This is a genomic window from Gordonia sp. w5E2, assembly GCF_036540975.1.
Taxonomy (GTDB): Bacteria; Actinomycetota; Actinomycetes; order Mycobacteriales; family Mycobacteriaceae; genus Gordonia; species Gordonia jacobaea.
The window spans coordinates 3,700,119-3,716,642 of sequence record NZ_CP144213.1; the positions used below are offsets into that span (position 1 = coordinate 3,700,119).

Consider the following 16,524-nt stretch of genomic DNA (forward strand, 5'->3'; position numbering starts at 1 on the left):
CCGACGCCGCGGCGCGCGTATACGGACGAAGAGATCGAGGACGATGTGACCACGCTGGAATCCCGCACGAGCTCGACCGGAGAACCCGAGTCGGCCCACGCAGGAATCGCCGACGCCGGGAACGCACTGCAACGAATCCAGCTCGACGTGACGGGTATGACCTGCGGCGCGTGCGCAGCGAGGGTCGAGCGCAAGCTCAACAAGGTCGACGGCGTCAAGGCGTCGGTGAACTACGCAACGCGCGTCGCGACGATCGACGCCGCCAACGACGTGAACGCCGACACGCTGTGCGAGGTCGTCGACGCGAGCGGTTACGGCGCAAGCGTCCGCAGCGACACTCCCACCCCCATTCCCGACACCGATGGCGACGAGGCCAAACGCCTGTTCCGTCGACTCGCCGTCGCGCTGATCCTCTTCATCCCTCTCGCAGACCTGTCGATCGTGTTCGCCGTCGTGCCGTCGACGAGGTTCACGGGATGGCAGTGGCTGCTCCTGGCGCTGGCGCTACCGATCCTGACGTGGTGCGCGTGGCCCTTCTACCGCGTCGCCGCAAAGAACCTCCGCACCGGCAACGCGACCATGGAAACGCTTGTCACGCTGGGTGTTCTCGCCGCGGCCGGGTGGTCGCTCTACTCGATGTTCTTCGCCACGGACACCGAATCGGCGGCGTCGCAGGGTGTGTGGGCTGCCATCTGGAGCGCCGACTCGATCTATCTCGAGGTCGCGACCGGCGTCACCGTGCTCGTCCTTGCCGGCCGCTACTTCGAGGCGCGAGCACGCTCCCGTGCGGGCGGCGCACTGCGGGCATTGGCCGCGCTCGGCGCCAAGGACGTCTCGGTCCTGCTGCGCGACGGCACCGAGATGCGCATCCCCGCGGGTGAACTGTCGGAGGGCCAGCGTTTTGTCGTCCGTCCGGGCGAGACGATCGGCACCGACGGCCTGGTCATCGAGGGATCTGCCGCCGTCGACATGAGCGCGATGACGGGCGAATCGAAGCCGGTCGACGTCGAGCCGGGTGAACCTGTGATCGGCGGAACCACCGCACTCAACGGGCGCCTGATCGTCGAGGCCGCGGCCGTCGGACCCGATACCGCGTTCGCAGGCATGATGCGTCTGGTCGAGGAGGCTCAAACCGGTAAGGCCAACGCCCAGCGCCTCGCCGACCGTGTCGCCGGTGTCTTCGTGCCGGTCGTCGTCGCGATCGCCGTGGTGACGGTTGGTGCGTGGCTGCTCGCAGGCGGTCCCGTCGAGCGTGCGGTCGCCGCAGGACTGGCAGTGCTGGTCATCGCATGTCCGTGCGCCCTGGGTCTCGCCACGCCGATCGCCGTGATGGTCGCGACCGGCCGCGGTGCCCAGTTGGGCATCTTCCTCAAGGGCTATCAGGCGCTCGATACCTCCCGCTACATCGACACCGTCGTCTTCGACAAGACCGGAACCGTCACCGAGGGCGCACTGTCGGTGACGCAGGTGTACAGCGACGACGAGGCGCAGCTCTCCGATGAGCGCCTGCTTGCGCTGGCGGGTGCCGTCGAATCCGCGTCCGAGCATGCCGTCGGTTCGGCGATCGTCGCCGCGGTCGACGAGGCGGACCGCCTCGAGGTCACCGACTTCCGCGCCGAACCCGGACGCGGCGTTGTCGGAACGGTCGACGGGCATCGGGTCACCGTCGGGTCACCTCGCTGGGTGTCGCAGTCGGTCGACGACGCGGGTGGCGTGATTCCGGCGGCGACCGCTCGTCGTCGTCGAGACGCAGAAGCCAAGGGCGAGACCGCGATCTACGTGGCCGTCGACGACCGACTGAGCGGACTGATCGCCGTCGCCGACACCGTGAAGTCCAGTGCCGCACCCGCCATCGCCGCCCTGCAGGCCGCGGGCATGCGCACCGTGCTGCTGACCGGCGACAACTCCGGCGCCGCACACGCGGTCGCCGACGAGGTCGGTATCACCGACGTGGTCGCCGAGGTGCTTCCCGACGCCAAGGTCGACGCGATCCGCGAACTGCAGGAGGCTGGGCACTCGGTGGCGATGGTCGGCGACGGCATCAACGACGGTCCAGCCCTGGCCACCGCAGATCTCGGCGTCGCGATCGGTCGCGGCACCGACGTCGCGATCGGGGCTGCCGACGTCGTGCTGGTGCGCGACGACCTGCGGGCCGCCCCCGCCGCGCTGAGCCTGGCGCGTGCCACCCAGCGCACGATCCGAACCAACCTGATCTGGGCGTTCGGCTACAACGTCGCGGCCATCCCGATCGCCGCGGCCGGCGTGCTCAACCCGCTGATCGCGGGCGCGGCGATGGCCCTGTCGTCGTTGTTCGTCGTCTCCAACAGCCTGCGACTACAGCACTTCGGCGCACGGAAGTAGCGCCGGTCCACGGTGTCGGGTGCTATCCCGCGTTGCGCTTTGCGCGCAGCGCGGCAAGGTCGGTGACGTCCGACGCCGTGTCGCCGTCACGAGCGGCGTCGTCGACATTCGTTGCGGCACTGGGTATCTGACGTGCCACCCGGCCACGACGTCGTGAACTGACCCGCGCGGCAACGGCGAGCACGATTGCCACGACCGCGAGCGCGATCTGCACCGCGGGATACCACAGCGGCGCGGAGCCACTGAGATAGCCGACGCTCAAGACGACTGCGGCGACGGCACATGCGACGGACGCGGCGTGGAGGGCAACGACCACCCGGCTCATCTCGTCGGCGTTGCGACGACGCGTGATGCCGTCGGCGTTTCGACGACGCTGTGTGCCATCGGGTTCGGATGTCTGCGACGCCTCGAGGATCGTCGTGCTGAGGTCCGGCGCCAGGTCGGCCGCCGCGAAGTTCATGCCCTGTGCGGTGCTGTACCAGCGCTGGCATGCGGGGCACTGAGCGAGGTGCTCATCGACGCGCGCAGCGGGCACCGACTCACGCTCGCCGTCGATTCGCGCCGACAGCGACTCCCGCGCCACCTCACATCGCATGGTGTCATTCTCCTCGCGCGGTCAAGCCGTCGAACGTCTCGACCCGACAGACCAGATGGAGCCTGCTCATCGACGCGACTTCGACAACTCGTCGAGCATCGCGTTGTAGGAGTCGAGTTCGGTGTCCTCGTAGGTATCGGCATGACGATCGCCGCGGTTGGCCTCGCGCCGATCGACCTTGGCCCACTGCGCCACGATGGCCACGACGACCAGCACGACGGGCACCTCGCTCGCGCCCCATGCGATCGCGCCACCGAGCCACTGGTCGTGCAGTCGGTCGGTCACCCACGGCAACATCAGTTCGCTGTAGAACTTGTCGCCGACCACCGTCGACATCGTCATCAACGCGATGCCGAAGAACGCGTGAAATGGCATGACCGCGAACAACAATCCGATACGGGCGAGGAACGGGATTCGACGCGGCCCCGGGTCGATACCGATGATGACCCAGTAGAAGAGGTAGCCGACGATGATGAAGTGCACGGTCAGCAGCACGTGGCCCCAGTGATACCGGGTGAGGGTGCCGAAGATTCCGGTGAAGTAGACGACGTAGAGCGACAGTACGAACACCACCAGCGCCACGATCGGATTCGACAGCACCGCCGTCACCTTCGAGTGCAGCACGCGCAACAGCCATTCGCGCGGGCCGGGAGGCTCGTCGCCGTGAGCCGCCGGGAGCGCACGCAACGCAAGGGTCGCGGGCGCGCCGAGCACCAGGAGTACCGGCGCGAACATGTTGAGCGCCATGTGTTCTGCCATGTGCACGCTGAACATCGCCGAGCCGTAGGCACGCACCCCGGACCCCGTGACCACCACGACGACCAGACAGCCGAGCACCCACGAGATGGTGCGGCCGACCGGCCACTCATCGCCACGACGCCGCAGTCGGCGCACACCGGCCAGATACAGAACTGCTGCGGCAAGAGCGGCGACACCGATCAAGAGGTCGGGGCGCCAGAAGGTCGCCAACGTCCATGTCGTCGCCGGGCCGGGCAGTTCGTATCCGAGGAACACGTCCCATCCGGTGAACTTGTGTGCCAGCAGCCCCGGCGCGACGCGGGTGTCCATGACGGTCCAGCACGCGACCGCCGCCAGCATGAGCACAGCGCCTGCGCTCACGATCCGACGCCCCGCGCTGCTCTCGGTATCGGCGTCGCCCTGTGGCGAGACGTCGTTCTGCTTGGATGCACGGTAGGCGGAGACACTCGTCGCGAGTGCCACGGCCACCAGCACGATCATGACGATCGCGGCCAAGCCGAAGGCGGTGTCGAATGCGTAGCGCACCGGCAGGAGGAAGAGAGTCAGCGCCAAGCCGTACACGAGCGCAACGGCGTCGCTGATGACGAGGATGAGCGCGCTGCGCCGGGATACCACAGCCCGCGCGACGTCGGAGGTGATGCGCGGCGCGTTCGCCCACGCCACTCGGAACCCGAGTGACACCCCGACGGCGAGCGCGAACCCGATACCGAGACTGGTGTTGTAGTCGTGATTCGGCCCCTGCCCCGCGTTGCTCGCAAGCGGCAGGGCGACCATCGCGATCACCGCGGGTATGAGGAGGACGACGTGCATCATCCACCCGAGCGAGAACCTGATGAGCACCGCGATCACGGTGGCGCACACCGCCATCACGATCCACGCGACAGCGGCCTCGCTGACCCCGATCCCCTGCCCGAGGAACCCCTCACCCACCAATCGCCACGGGGTCGTTCCGGAGGCGTCGGCGGCGGCGACGCTGACCATGAGCCACGACAGCACGGCCCAGCCGATGGAGAGCCTGCCGAGCATCAGATGCGCCCGGTATCCCGTCACATCGATGCTGCCGTGCTCATCCGGATTCGACGCGGTGATGATGAAGACAAGGCCACCGAGGGTCAGTGCGGCAGCGAGAAAGCCGAGGAAATAGCCGACGACGTCGGCTGTGGCGGTGAAGGTACCCGGGAACGGGTCGCCGCTTTCGAGATGACGGGCGTTTCCACTGATGAGCGCGTAGATCACGACGCCCACCAGGGCCACGGCGAACGCTGCGCCGAGAATCACGGTTGGCCGGATGCGTGCCGCGTCGACGCGCGTTGCGCTGTCGGCCCGCGTTGCACCTTCGGCCTGCGTTTCACTGTCGGCGGCGGTCATCTCTTCCTCCTAGCCCGCCGAGAACCAGCGAGTACGACGTTTCGCTGGCCTGACGTCTTGGCCAGTCTACGACCCCGCGTCGTGGGTCCCGCTGCCCGGGCGAGCGCGGGAGGTCCGGGTCACACGCAGGTCAGCGGAGAACTCCGGGCACTGGCGGGCCGTTCGATCAATCGAGATGAGAAGGCATTCGTACGTTCTTGGCAGCCAGAAGTGTCGCGAGCGCCTGCGGGATCACGGCGAGCGCGAGCACTCCGAAGGCGAGCGACCACGATCCCGTCACATCGTGAATCCATCCGATGGCGATCGGGCCGGCTGCCGCGAGGATGTAGCCGACGGACTGCGACATCCCCGACACCTGGCCGGTCTGCGTGGCAGACGAACTGCGCAGCACCATGAACAGCAGCGCGAGGCTGATGGCCGCGCCCGGTCCCGCCATCACCATGCAGACCCAGAGCACCGTCGCATGATCGGTGAAGACCAGCCCGACGAACCCCGCCGTACAGACCGCGAGAAATGCGAGGGTCACCAGACGTTGGTCGGCGAACCGCCCCGCGACGATCGGAGCCACCAGCGACATGATGAGCGCGACCACCTGACCGATCGCCAGCACATTGCCCGCGCTCGACGGCGTGCTCCCGTTGTCGATCAGGTACTGCGGCAGCCATGCGCTGAACGTATAGAAGATGAACGACTGCGCCGCCATGTACACCGTGATCGCCCATGCGATCGGATTGGCCCAGAGGCCAGGCGCACGGGGCCCCACCGCGACCGTATGCACCCGACGCAGCTGCGGTACCCACACCGCCATCGCGACGACGGCCAACAGCGCCCACATCGCCAACGACGCCCGCCAGTTCTCGTCAAGGGCTGTGTCCATCGGCACCATGACCGCCGCGGTCACTGCCGCCCCACCCGACAGGGTCATCGAGTACAGGCCGGTCATCAGACCGGATCGATGCGCGAAATCGCGCTTGATGAGGGCGGGCAACACCACGTTGCACACACCTATTGCCGCGCCGAGAACGGCCGATCCCAGGAACAGCGTCGCCACAGAGGGTATGAGACGCAACAGGATTCCGACGATCAGCAACGCGAGCGACGCGAAGATGGTGCGTTCGATTCCGAATCGAGCTGCGATCCGTGGCGCGATGGGCGCGGTCAGTCCGAAGAACAGCACCGGCAGAGTGGTGAGCAGACCCGCTGTGGCACTGGAGAATCCGAGGTCGTCGCGGATCACGTCGATCAACGGCGCGACCGACACGACGGGCGGTCGCAGATTGGCCGCAACCAACATGATCGCCACAGCCGCGAGAATTGCTGCGCCGCCTCGCAATTCACCCGGGTTGAGCCTGATCGAATGTTCGGAGGGCGTTTCGGACGTCGACGGGGTCGGCGATGTGGACGTCCGGCTCATCGGCGCACGCTGCCCTCTGCCTCGGCCAGGTAATCAACGACTGCAGCACGTGCGGCCTGCTCGTCGCCGGCATCTATCGCGGCGACCACGTCACGATGGCCTGCCGGATGGGCGTTTGCCACGACCGACAATCCGGCGATGTCGGCGTGGGAGCGGTGCATCACTTCGAGAACACCCGAGTAGATCTCGATGAGCAGCGGATTGCCCGACGCCGCAACGAGTTCGGTGTGGAAGTCGATGTCGGCGCGCGCGTACGCGTCGATGTCGCCCGTCGCGAGGATGCCCTCCGCCGTGTCGAGCGCCTCGCGTAGTGTGCGTTTGGCGTCTGCGGTTGCGTCGCGTGCGGCGCCCGCGGCGGCCTCCGACTCCAGTGCACGACGAACCTGCAACACGTCGAGCATCTCCGACGTGGCAGTGCGGGTCATCGCAGCGGCAAATGTGTTAGCGCTGCGCACATACGTGCCATCGCCGCGGCGCGGCACGAGCATGCCCGAGTGCTCCAACGCACGCACAGCCTCGCGAATCGTGTTGCGCCCCACTCCGAAATCACGGACCAGCTCGGGCTCTGCCGGGATACACGCTCCCACGGGCCAGACGCCGTCGCGGATGAGCCGCTCCATCCGCTCCACCACCAGTTCGCTGGTGCGCTTGGGACGCTCGATGACCTCAGACATGAGCACATCCTAACATCCCATGTTTGCGCCTCAGTCAGCGGCGACCACGTCCCCGATCACCGCCGCGACCATCATCGTGGTGGCATGAGGTCCGCTACGGCCTGCGGCCGGGAGGATGGAACCGTCGACAACGCGAAGGTGCCCGACCCCTCGCACTGCGCCGAGCCAGTCGGTGCGCTCGCCCATCGGCATCGACCCCCAGGCATGTTGTGAGGTGCGCAGCACGGGGTCGATGCCGATCGAGTCGGCGACGACGAGCCCACCGAACTCCGACGACCTCAACATCTCGACCACCTCGTGCGCGGTTCGCGCCATATCGCGCAGTACCCGATCTTCCGGCCGGTCGAGCCGAACCCCGGCGTCCACGCCGTCGAGATACACCTCGCCCGGCGCACCCGGCGCCATCGCCGCCACTCCGACAGCTGGACCGGATAGCGTGAGACCTCCGACGTACCGCGCGAAATCGTCTCGGTAACAGCGGATCTCGAGCCCGTCGCCGGTGTGCACGACCGTCGGCAGCAACGGGCCCGGTTCGGGTTGCTCGCGGAGGCGATATCCGACGAGCACCTCGCGGTGCTCGTGTACGCGCATGTGCTCGCCTGCGACGCCCGACCTCAACAACACCGCGGCGCTGCCGAGGGTTCCGGCGCACAGGATCACCTCGCGTGCGCGGATGTCGCGACCGTCGCACACCACACCGACAGCCTTCGCATCGGCGAGCAACACCCTCTCGACCTTCACGCCCGTACGGACCCGCAGATTCGGCCGGTTCAGGTGGGGACGCAGGTAGGCGTCCGCGGCGGTCCGTCGAATCCCGACGACGCTGTTCGAGCGCACTCGATTGACCCCTACCAGCGGCCACGGGTCGTCGAGCTGTCGGGTCGAATATGTTTCTCCCCAATATTTCTCGAACGCGAGCGCGGTGGGCGCGAGATCAGCGTCGGGGAAGGGATGCACCCCCATCTTCTCGTCGACTTCGGCGTACGCCTTGTCGATGACATCGGGAGTCCACGGCCCCTGCCAGGCGTCGAAGTCGTCACGATGAAAGCGCATGAAGTAGGCGCCGTTGACGGCCGACGATCCGCCGAGTCCGCGCCCACGGACCACCGGCAATCCGGACGACTCACGATGCTGGGTGACATAGCGCTCGCCGTCGGAGATCGGCAACCTACGGAGGTCGAGGACACTGGCATCCGGCCACTCCGACGGGCCCTGCTCGAGCACGAGCACCGATCGCTTCTCGTGACGTGACAGTCGCTCGGCGAGCACGCACCCGGCGCTGCCCGCGCCGACTATCACGACGTCGACGCTGTCTCGGCTCGCAGTCGATGTGGGCACGGCACAGTCGAATTCGACGCCGCTACGGCGTCAGTACCGGACGCAACGCCGCGAGTTCACGATGCGTGACCACCCCTTGCCAGAGCCCGGTGCCGTACGCGAGATCGTCGAGACGTCGGCACAGCAGATAGCCGAACGGCCCCATGGTCGGCGCCACCGCCGGTTCCGCGGCGACGGAGCGAATCCACTCCACGACGCCTTCGGCGATCGCGATCTCGATGACGATCCGTCGGAATCTCGGTGAGATCAGCGCCAGCAGCAACGCGACGGGCCAATAGTGACGACACACCGCGCCCGCCGCCTGCAGCAGTCCGAAGAAGGTTGCCCGCGAGGTCATCTGTGCGGACACACGTGTGGCCTCCGGCAGTTCGCCCAGTCGTGTCCGGAGCCGATGCCCCACGCGGAGCAGGATCACCACCGCCACCGCGAGACCGATCCTGGTGTGCGTGAGCAACGCCGCCACCGCTGCGGCCATCGACATGGACATCACGACCGGAGCGACCGACTCGCCGTGACGCTCGGCGAGGAAGGCCGCGCCGGTGCCGTAAAACCGTCGTCGTCCGAGCACGGTGCGCATGCTGGTGCGATGATCGTGCGCGACCGTCGCGATCGGGTCGTAGCGAATACGCCAGCCGTTCTCATGCGTCCGCCAGCACAGGTCGACGTCCTCGGCGACGCGCAGCGATTCGTCGAATCCGTCAAAGGCGCTCGCACGCACCAACATTGCCGCACTCGGCACATACGCGATCGGAGTTCCCGGGACGACGCCCGCCTCGCTGGGCCCCATGTCGAGGGAAGAATGGCCGTTCTCGTAACGCTCGGCGAGTGATCGCTTGTGGTGGTCGCCGCCCTCGTCGTCGCGGTCGAGCCCGACGATGCGCGGCGCGGCGATCGCCACTGCCGGATCGGAGAAGTGACCGAGCAGCATCATCAGCCAGTCGCTGTGCGGGACCACGTCGGAGTCGACGAAGGCGATGAACTCGGTGTCGGCAGCAGCGGCGCCGGCATTTCGTGCGGCCGCCGGTCCGTGGTTCTCGTCGAAACGGAGCACGCGCACCTGCGGACCCTGCGCGACGATGGGAGTCCGCGAACCGTCGTCGACGACGATCACCTTGACGCCACCGACGGCGTTCAGGAGACGGTCGACGCCGGATTGGTTGTCGCGCACCGGAACAACGATCGTGACGTCGTCGGTCGACGGTCCGTGCATGGGGCGGGGGTTGGCCATTCCCGCGTCGAGGAGGCGTCGCGCCAGCGTTCGGGTCGGGCCGTCGCACACCTCGATGCGACCGTCGACAGATGTCATCCCGAGCGCGGCGTCGGACAGCCGCATCAAGCGAGTCGGCGAGCCGCCGACGAGGTAGCGCAGATCGCCGTGCCGGGCACATCGCAGGTCGATCTGGACCTGGAAGCCGTTCGGAAGGTCGCGGCTCGGTGCGGGCGCCGCGGGCGCATCGGTGGGTGCGTTCATCGCAGGCGCCCGTTCTCGGCGACGTCCCATTCTCGGATCGCGGCACCGAGTCGACTCACCAGTCCATCGACCAGCGCGGCACCCTCGTTCGCCGACGCCGTCGTCGGATCGCCCAGAACGCCGTTGGCACTCACCGAGGCCACACCCCCGTCACGCATCGCCGGTAGCAGCGTCGCAACGGGCTCACGATTGCCGACCACGACGCTGTCCCGACGCACGGAATCGGGCGAAAGGTGAAGCAGCACCGATGTTTCCGTCGTACCCGCGTGCGCGTCGGCTCCGTCGAAGGCGCACGGATACCACGCGACGTCGCGGCCCTCGTAGCGGAGCAGACCGATCGCGTCGACCAGAGTCGATGCGTTACCACCGTGGCCGTTGACGAACACGATGCGCTGCGCCCACCGGCAAGCGCTACGCCCGTACTCGACGAGCACACCGCGCAGCGCGTCGTGACCGAGAGAGATGGTGCCGGGAAAACCCTCATGCTCACCGCTCGCGCCGTAGCCCAGGGGCGGCGCGATGAGTGTCGACGGGTCGTCGAGGTTCGCGTGAACACGCGCCACCACCGCACTCGCGATACGGGTGTCGGTGTCGAGCGGTAGATGTGGCCCGTGTTGTTCGAGCGATCCGACCGCGACCAGGAGCGTCGTCGCAGAATTCTCCAGTTCCGGCCAAGTGCACGAACTCAAAGTCGCCGGACGCGTCATTGGGTCGACTTTACCGATGTGAAGCGCGCGAGGTAACCGCCGCCGAAAACTTTGTTGACCTATTTCTTCTGAGTGCGCATCGAGGCGTTCTGCGGACGTGCGCCCACGGTGATCGATCGCCCCCGGCCCTGCCTAGCGATCGCCCCCGGCTCTGCCGAACGATCGCTCGGTATGGCATTCTGAGGCCACGGCGTGACGCCCACCACACAGGTGGGCGCACCAATTCGAGTGGGAGGAATTCCATGAACGCACCGTCGACGCCCGACGCGGCAGGCCGGCCGGCATCCGCTTCGGCAGGCGCGCAGAACGCGGGCGCATCGTCGAAAAGCGTTGGTACAGGTGGTCCGCTGAACGGTGTACGGGTCGTCGAGTTCGCGGGCATCGGTCCCGGCCCGCACGCCGCGATGATGTTGGCCGACCTCGGAGCCGACGTGATCCGCATCCAGCGGCCAGGTCAGCTACCCGATCCGGCGCGCAACGCCGACGCACTCCTGCGGGGCAGGCGCGTCGTCGAGGCCAACCTCAAGGATCCGGCCGACCGGGAGGAGATCCTGCGACTCATCGGTAAAGCTGACGTTCTGCTCGAGGGTTTCCGTCCCGGCGTCATGGAACGACTGGGCTTTGGTCCGTCGGATCTGGAGTCGGTCAATGAGCGCCTCGTCTACGGACGCATGACCGGTTGGGGTCAGGAAGGCCCGCGCGCGACGCAGGCCGGTCACGACATCAACTACATCTCGCTCACCGGAATGCTGCACGCAATCGGTCGGGCAGGCGAGCGTCCGGTGCCGCCGATGAACCTCGTCGGCGACTTCGGCGGCGGTTCGATGTTCTTGGTGATGGGTGTCCTCGCGGCGCTCGTCGAGCGCGCGTCGTCGGGTCACGGGCAAGTTGTCGACGCCGCGATGGTCGACGGCGCTTCCGTTCTGGGACAGATGATCTGGGCGTTTCGAGGCACCGGTTTGTGGAGCGACGAGCAGGGCACGAACATGCTCGACACCGGCGCGCCGTACTACGAGGTCTACGAGACGTCGGACGGCAAGTACATGGCCGCCGGGGCTATCGAGCCGCAGTTCTACGCGGAGATGCTCCGCGGCCTCGGCCTGACCGATGCCGATCTTCCCGGGCAGAACGACGTCGCCAACTGGCCGAAGCTGAGGCAGATCTTCACCGAGACGTTCGCGTCGCGTACTCGCGACGAGTGGGCCAAGATCTTCGACGGAACGGATGCCTGCGTGTCACCGGTGCTCACGTTCGCCGAGGCGCCCGACGATCCGCATATGGCCGCCCGCGCCAACCTCGTGGAGATCGACGGAGTCCGCCAGGCACAGGTGGCTCCACGGTTCTCGCGGACCGCACCGTCGACCCCGCGTGGCCCCGATCGTGAGGCGGTCGACGCCGCCGCCGTCTGGACGGACTGAGCTCGACAGATCCGACCGCGCGCGATAACTAGAACGTGTTACAGTTCTGCCCATGGGACAGTTCGACGGCACAGTCGTCTACATCACGGGTATCGCGCGCGGTCAGGGTCGTAACCACGCCATCCGTTTTGCGCGCGAGGGCGCATCGATCATCGGTCTCGACATCGCCGACACCGTTGCCGACTACATCACCTACCCGCCGTCGACAGAGGCCGACCTCGCCGAGACCGTAAGGCTCGTCGAGGAAGTCGGCGGCAAAATCCTTGCCCGCCAGGGTGATACGCGCGACCTCGCCTTCCAGGAGCAACTGGTCGCCGACGGCGTCGAGCAGTTCGGCCGACTCGACCATGTCGTAGCCAACGCAGGCATCCTGTCGTGGGGCTTCACGTGGGAACTGCCGGAGCAACAGTTCGCCGACGTTCTCGACGTGAACGTCACCGGCACGTGGAAGACCTTGCGCGCCACCATCCCGGCACTGCTCGACAACGATGCCGACAACCGGTCGATCGTGGTCGTCTCGTCGGTGGCGGGACTCAAGGCCATGCCGATGCAAGCCGCATACAGCGCGTCGAAGTATGCGCTGACCGGCCTGGCCCAGACCACCGCGAAAGAGTTGGCGCCCAAGAACGTTCGCGTCAACTCGGTGCACCCGTACGCGGTCGACACCCCGATGGGCATCGCCGACACCTCCGCCATGCGAATCTTCGAAATGGGCGAGTACACACGCTATTTCATCTCGATGATGGACCACTTCCCCGTCGCCTCCACCGATGACATCAGCGACGCCGTGCTGTACCTGACCTCACCGTCGGCCCGCGCCGTCACCGGCGCCCAGTTCCAGATCGACATGGGCAACTCGAAGGTCTGAGCCGCGTCGGGCGTACGCTCCGCACTGCCGACTGGGCGCTCCAGACCGTCGACTGGGCGTCGCAGCGAGTGACGAACGTCGCTCCCCCACTTAGTTATTCAGCAAGCAGGTCACATCCGGCGCACAGTCGACACGACGCAGCGCACGGTCGACGGTCAGAGGCGCACAGTCGACTCAACGCAGCGCACGGTCGGCGAAATGCGGCGCACAGTCGGCAGTATTAAGCGCACAGTCGGCACGACGGAGCGCACAGTCGACGGGCAGAAGTGCGCGCTCGACCGTGCGCCCGCGTGCGGGTCAGGCGTCGCCGAAGGACCGCTCGAAGCCCGGCTGGATGATCAGGTCGTCGCGCGAGAGTTCGTGAACGCTCTTGTGGCCCAAGCCCATCACGACGCCGTCGAGTCCCATGCGGAGCAGGTCGAGCACATTCTCGACGCCCGCCTGGCCGTTGGCTGCCAGACCCCACAGGTAGGCGCGACCGACCATCACCGCGCGAGCGCCGAGGGCAACGGCCTTGGCGACGTCGCTGCCGCGTCGGATACCGCCGTCGAGCAGCACCTCGATCTGGTCTCCGACAGCGTCGGCGATACCCGGAAGAAGACGGATCGTGGCGGGAGTGCCGTCGAGGTTGTTACCACCGTGGTTGGAGACCGACAGCGCTGTGGCGCCGATGTCGACGGCGCGCTTGGCGTCGTCGAGCCTCGTGACGCCCTTGACCATGAACGGTCCGCCCCACTGCTCGCGCAGCCACTGCAGGTCGTCCCAGGTGGGCGGCGGGGTGTTCATCCACTCGCCGTAGGCGCCGAAGAACGTCGGTCCCGGCTGTCCCTTGCCCTTGGAGACGTTCGGCGCGGTCAGGTCCGGGATGATGATCTTGCCGTCCTGAATCCAGTCGAGTGCATAGCGTGGCTTGACCGCGATCTCCGGTGCCAGCCGCAGCAGCGCCTTGAAGTCGACCTTTTCCGGGATCTCCGGGCTTCCCCAGTCGCGACCGATGTTGAACACCCAGTCGGTGGTGACGATGAGTCCCTTGGCGCCTGCCTCCTTCGCGCGCATGGCGCGCGCGAGGATGTCGTCACGGCTGCCGAGCCAGTAGATCTGGAAGAAGATCTTGTCGTTGACTGCCGTGACCTCTTCGATCGGGTGAGATGCAAAGCTACTCAACCCCATTGCGGTTCCACGGGCCGCTGCTGCCCGGGCCACCGCGACCTCGCCGTCGGGATCGACGGCCTGCACGCCCGTCGGGGAGATCATCACCGGGAACGAGAGTTCCTGACCCATGACGGTGGTCGCCAACTCGCGATCGGGTTGGGCGCCGACAACATGTGGCGTGTACTCGATCTCGTCGAACGCAGCGACGTTGTCGTGGGTGGTGTGGCCACCCTGCGTTCCCGCTATCAACGACGAGTAGACCGACTTCGGCAAGCGCTTCTTTGCTCGACGCTGCGCCTCTTGGACCGTCTCGAACCAGGGGTTGCGCGCCCAGGGATTGCTGACCATGGTTGTGTTCCTACCTATTTCATCATGCCGCGGGCACGTTCGGATGAGCCCGGTGTCGGACCGAGCGGGGTGCGTGCTCGTGCTGGGTTGTTACAGCGAGAAACCCGCGAGCGGGTTCTCGTCGCAGTTCTTCGACGGCGGGCCGCCGACCGGCGCCAAGTCACCGTCGGGCCTGCGAGTCATCAGGGTCAGGGGCGTCCCACGCGAATGATCTTTGTTCGCAGTGGGTTTGGATCGCTCGCCGGCGAGCAGCTCCTCACCGAAACCCTGCACACATTCGGGATCGGGTCCCGCGAGCGGCAGACCCGTGAAGAACTTGGCCGCCATGCAGCCGCCGCGGCAGGCGTCGAAGTGCGCGCACTTCGTGCAGGCGCCGGCGTTCTGCGGCTCGCGTAGTTCGGTGAAGAGGTCGGAGTTCTGCCAGATCTCCTTGAACCCACCGTCAGAGACGATGTTGCCCGCGAGGAAGTTCTCGTGAATCGCGAAGGGACACGCGTAGACGTCGCCGACAGGATCGATCAGGCAGACCACGCGTCCGGCGCCGCACAGATTCAGGCCGGGTAGACCCCCGCCGCTCCCCGATCCGAATGCCGACAGATGGAAGAACGAGTCGCCGGTGAGCACGTTCTCACCATGTGCCACAAGCCATTCGTAGAGCTCGCGCTGCTGAGACGGCAGCGGGTGCAGGTCATCCCAGACGTCGGCGCCACGACCCGACGGACGCAGCCGCGTGATGCGTAGCGTGGCGCCATAGCGATCGGCGAGCGCCTTGAACTCGTCGAGTTGCGCGACGTTCTGCCGCGTCATCACGACGCTGATCTTGGCGTCGCGGAAGCCCGCATCGGACAGATTCTCGAGCGCCCGTACCGCCATGTCGAAGGAGCCCGGTCCGCGGACTGCGTCGTTGACCTCTGCAGTGGCACCGTCGAGCGAGATCTGCACGTCGACGTAGTCCGACGCCGCCAGCCGCTGTGCGACCGCCTTGTCGATACGTAAACCGTTGGTGGAGAACTTGACTCCCACCTGATGACTGGTGGCGTAGTCGACGAGCTCCCAGAAGTCCGGTCGCACAGTCGGTTCGCCGCCGCCGATGTTGACGTAGAACACCTGCATGCGCTGCAACTCGTCGATGATCGCTTTGCACTGCTCGGTGGAGAGTTCGCGGGGATCGCGTTTGCCCGACGACGAGAGGCAGTGCACGCACGCCAGATTGCAGGCGTAGGTGAGTTCCCAGGTGAGACAGATCGGGGCGTCGAGGCCCTTCTCGAACTGGTCGACGAGCCGACCGACCTTCGGCGGGCGGGCCGACGTCGCGATCGCGGTGGTCGCAGCGAGTTCAGTTGCGCTGGGCGGCAACTCGAGTGTGGTCATGGTGGCTCCTTGAAGCTTGCGTGGACGAGCAGGCACGAAGAGGGCTGGTCTTCTGCGGGCTGAAGTTCAGGCCACGCCAGAAAATCATTGTCGGAAGATCAGCGCCGACAGATCATCTCCGACGACGCGAGCGCGCCGAGGGCCTGGAGGTAGAGCGGTCGCGATGCGCTGTCGATGCCCGCGGCGTGCAGCGCGTCGTCGGCGCTGTCGTGATCGCGCAGGGACTCGACAATGCCGACCACCGCGAGATTCTTGAGGAACGAGAGCTTGCGGGTTCCGAAGTGATAGAGCAGCGCACCGAACGGCTCGGGCCGCAGCGCGACCTTCGGGTTGAGCTGCCACGCCTGCGTCGGGTCGAACGCGTGGGACGTCGGTACCGGATCACCGGTGGCCGCGTCGCGACCCCCGGTGACCGGAAGGGATGTCGGTGCGGACATCAGTAGACCCCGCACATCCCGTCGATCGACACCTCTTCGACGAGCGACTCGCCCACGAGTTCGGCGTCGACATCTGCCGGAACGCCGGTGGTTGCCGCAACATCCTGTGCAGACTTGGCTGACTGATCTGCCATGATCCAGACCTCCTTGTGTTGGTGAAGTGAAGTGGATCACGCCACACTATAATGGCACCGGGTGCAGGAAAACACCTGAAAGCGAAAACTATCCGGATGGACAGGTGAG

General features: G+C 66.7%; 13 protein-coding genes and 1 pseudogene. 3 read left to right on the forward strand and 11 right to left on the reverse strand.

Translation table 11 applies throughout. From position 1 onward, the window contains the following. The first annotated feature begins 105 nt into the window (after positions 1–105). A complete protein-coding gene (locus RND64_RS16685; protein ID WP_442902895.1) occupies positions 106–2,361 on the forward strand; it encodes a heavy metal translocating P-type ATPase in 2,256 nt (751 codons plus the stop codon). Positions 2,362–2,383: 22 nt separating this feature from the next. On the opposite strand, the gene RND64_RS16690 is transcribed toward RND64_RS16685, so the two are convergent. The 7 genes from RND64_RS16690 to mftE all read right to left on the reverse strand — a co-directional run bounded on the left by RND64_RS16690 (position 2,384) and on the right by mftE (position 10,687). Next, complete coding sequence (locus RND64_RS16690; protein ID WP_064870182.1) at positions 2,384–2,956, reverse strand: zf-HC2 domain-containing protein; 573 nt, start codon at positions 2,954–2,956, stop codon at positions 2,384–2,386. 66 nt (positions 2,957–3,022) lie between these two features. After that, positions 3,023–5,083, reverse strand: a complete 2,061-nt coding sequence (locus tag RND64_RS16695) for a cytochrome c oxidase assembly protein (RefSeq protein WP_064870180.1) — start codon at positions 5,081–5,083, stop codon at positions 3,023–3,025. Positions 5,084–5,249: 166 nt separating this feature from the next. After that, entirely contained in the window at positions 5,250–6,497 is a 1,248-nt protein-coding gene (locus RND64_RS16700; protein WP_082938047.1) for a CynX/NimT family MFS transporter, read from the reverse strand. Then, on the reverse strand, positions 6,494–7,171 hold the full coding sequence (locus RND64_RS16705) for a FadR/GntR family transcriptional regulator (RefSeq protein WP_049699034.1): 678 nt from the start codon (positions 7,169–7,171) through the stop codon (positions 6,494–6,496). The genes RND64_RS16700 and RND64_RS16705 overlap by 4 nt, the downstream gene beginning before the upstream one ends. Positions 7,172–7,201: 30 nt before the next feature. Continuing rightward, entirely contained in the window at positions 7,202–8,509 is a 1,308-nt protein-coding gene (mftG, locus tag RND64_RS16710) for a mycofactocin system GMC family oxidoreductase MftG (protein WP_235434344.1), read from the reverse strand. Between the two features lie 22 nt (positions 8,510–8,531). Continuing rightward, positions 8,532–9,980 (reverse strand): mycofactocin biosynthesis glycosyltransferase MftF, encoded by a 1,449-nt coding sequence (mftF, locus tag RND64_RS16715; RefSeq protein ID WP_049699032.1) that lies wholly within the window; start codon positions 9,978–9,980, stop codon positions 8,532–8,534. Next, positions 9,977–10,687, reverse strand: coding sequence for a mycofactocin biosynthesis peptidyl-dipeptidase MftE (mftE, locus tag RND64_RS16720; protein WP_049698811.1), 711 nt, complete (start codon positions 10,685–10,687; stop codon positions 9,977–9,979). The genes mftF and mftE overlap by 4 nt, the downstream gene beginning before the upstream one ends. A 242-nt stretch (positions 10,688–10,929) precedes the next feature. Between mftE and RND64_RS16725 the strand changes: the two genes are divergently transcribed. Together RND64_RS16725 and RND64_RS16730 are read left to right on the forward strand one after the other, a co-directional pair. Next, positions 10,930–12,105 carry a CaiB/BaiF CoA transferase family protein gene (locus RND64_RS16725; protein ID WP_049698810.1) on the forward strand — a complete coding sequence of 392 codons (1,176 nt, stop codon included), beginning with the start codon at positions 10,930–10,932 and terminating at the stop codon, positions 12,103–12,105. A gap of 52 nt (positions 12,106–12,157) precedes the next feature. Next, on the forward strand, positions 12,158–12,973 hold the full coding sequence (locus tag RND64_RS16730) for a mycofactocin-coupled SDR family oxidoreductase (RefSeq protein ID WP_005203891.1): 816 nt from the start codon (positions 12,158–12,160) through the stop codon (positions 12,971–12,973). Positions 12,974–13,270: 297 nt separating this feature from the next. On the opposite strand, the gene mftD is transcribed toward RND64_RS16730, so the two are convergent. The 4 genes and pseudogenes from mftD to mftA form a co-directional block, all read right to left on the reverse strand. Beyond that, a complete protein-coding gene (gene mftD / locus RND64_RS16735; protein ID WP_005203889.1) occupies positions 13,271–14,473 on the reverse strand; it encodes a pre-mycofactocin synthase MftD in 1,203 nt (400 codons plus the stop codon). Between the two features lie 90 nt (positions 14,474–14,563). Then, positions 14,564–15,844, reverse strand: a complete 1,281-nt coding sequence (gene mftC, locus RND64_RS16740) for a mycofactocin radical SAM maturase (protein ID WP_049698809.1) — start codon at positions 15,842–15,844, stop codon at positions 14,564–14,566. Between the two features lie 98 nt (positions 15,845–15,942). Further along, positions 15,943–16,281 (reverse strand): mycofactocin biosynthesis chaperone MftB, encoded by a 339-nt coding sequence (gene mftB, locus RND64_RS16745; protein WP_049698808.1) that lies wholly within the window; start codon positions 16,279–16,281, stop codon positions 15,943–15,945. Next, positions 16,281–16,355 (reverse strand): annotated as a pseudogene (gene mftA / locus RND64_RS16750) (mycofactocin precursor MftA); the annotation flags it as partial. The pseudogene mftA and the gene mftB, both read right to left, overlap by 1 nt. Positions 16,356–16,524: the final 169 nt, after the last annotated feature.

Coding starts and splice junctions, on each gene's coding strand:
- RND64_RS16725 (WP_049698810.1), top strand. CDS start 10,930: ATGAACGCACCGTCGACGCCCGACGCGGCAGGCCGGCCGGCATCCGCT.
- mftF (WP_049699032.1), bottom strand. CDS start 9,980: ATGAACGCACCCACCGATGCGCCCGCGGCGCCCGCACCGAGCCGCGAC.
- RND64_RS16730 (WP_005203891.1), top strand. CDS start 12,158: ATGGGACAGTTCGACGGCACAGTCGTCTACATCACGGGTATCGCGCGC.
- RND64_RS16690 (WP_064870182.1), bottom strand. CDS start 2,956: ATGCGATGTGAGGTGGCGCGGGAGTCGCTGTCGGCGCGAATCGACGGC.
- mftB (WP_049698808.1), bottom strand. CDS start 16,281: ATGTCCGCACCGACATCCCTTCCGGTCACCGGGGGTCGCGACGCGGCC.
- mftC (WP_049698809.1), bottom strand. CDS start 15,844: ATGACCACACTCGAGTTGCCGCCCAGCGCAACTGAACTCGCTGCGACC.
- mftE (WP_049698811.1), bottom strand. CDS start 10,687: ATGACGCGTCCGGCGACTTTGAGTTCGTGCACTTGGCCGGAACTGGAG.
- mftD (WP_005203889.1), bottom strand. CDS start 14,473: ATGGTCAGCAATCCCTGGGCGCGCAACCCCTGGTTCGAGACGGTCCAA.
- RND64_RS16700 (WP_082938047.1), bottom strand. CDS start 6,497: ATGAGCCGGACGTCCACATCGCCGACCCCGTCGACGTCCGAAACGCCC.
- RND64_RS16705 (WP_049699034.1), bottom strand. CDS start 7,171: ATGTCTGAGGTCATCGAGCGTCCCAAGCGCACCAGCGAACTGGTGGTG.
- RND64_RS16695 (WP_064870180.1), bottom strand. CDS start 5,083: ATGACCGCCGCCGACAGTGAAACGCAGGCCGAAGGTGCAACGCGGGCC.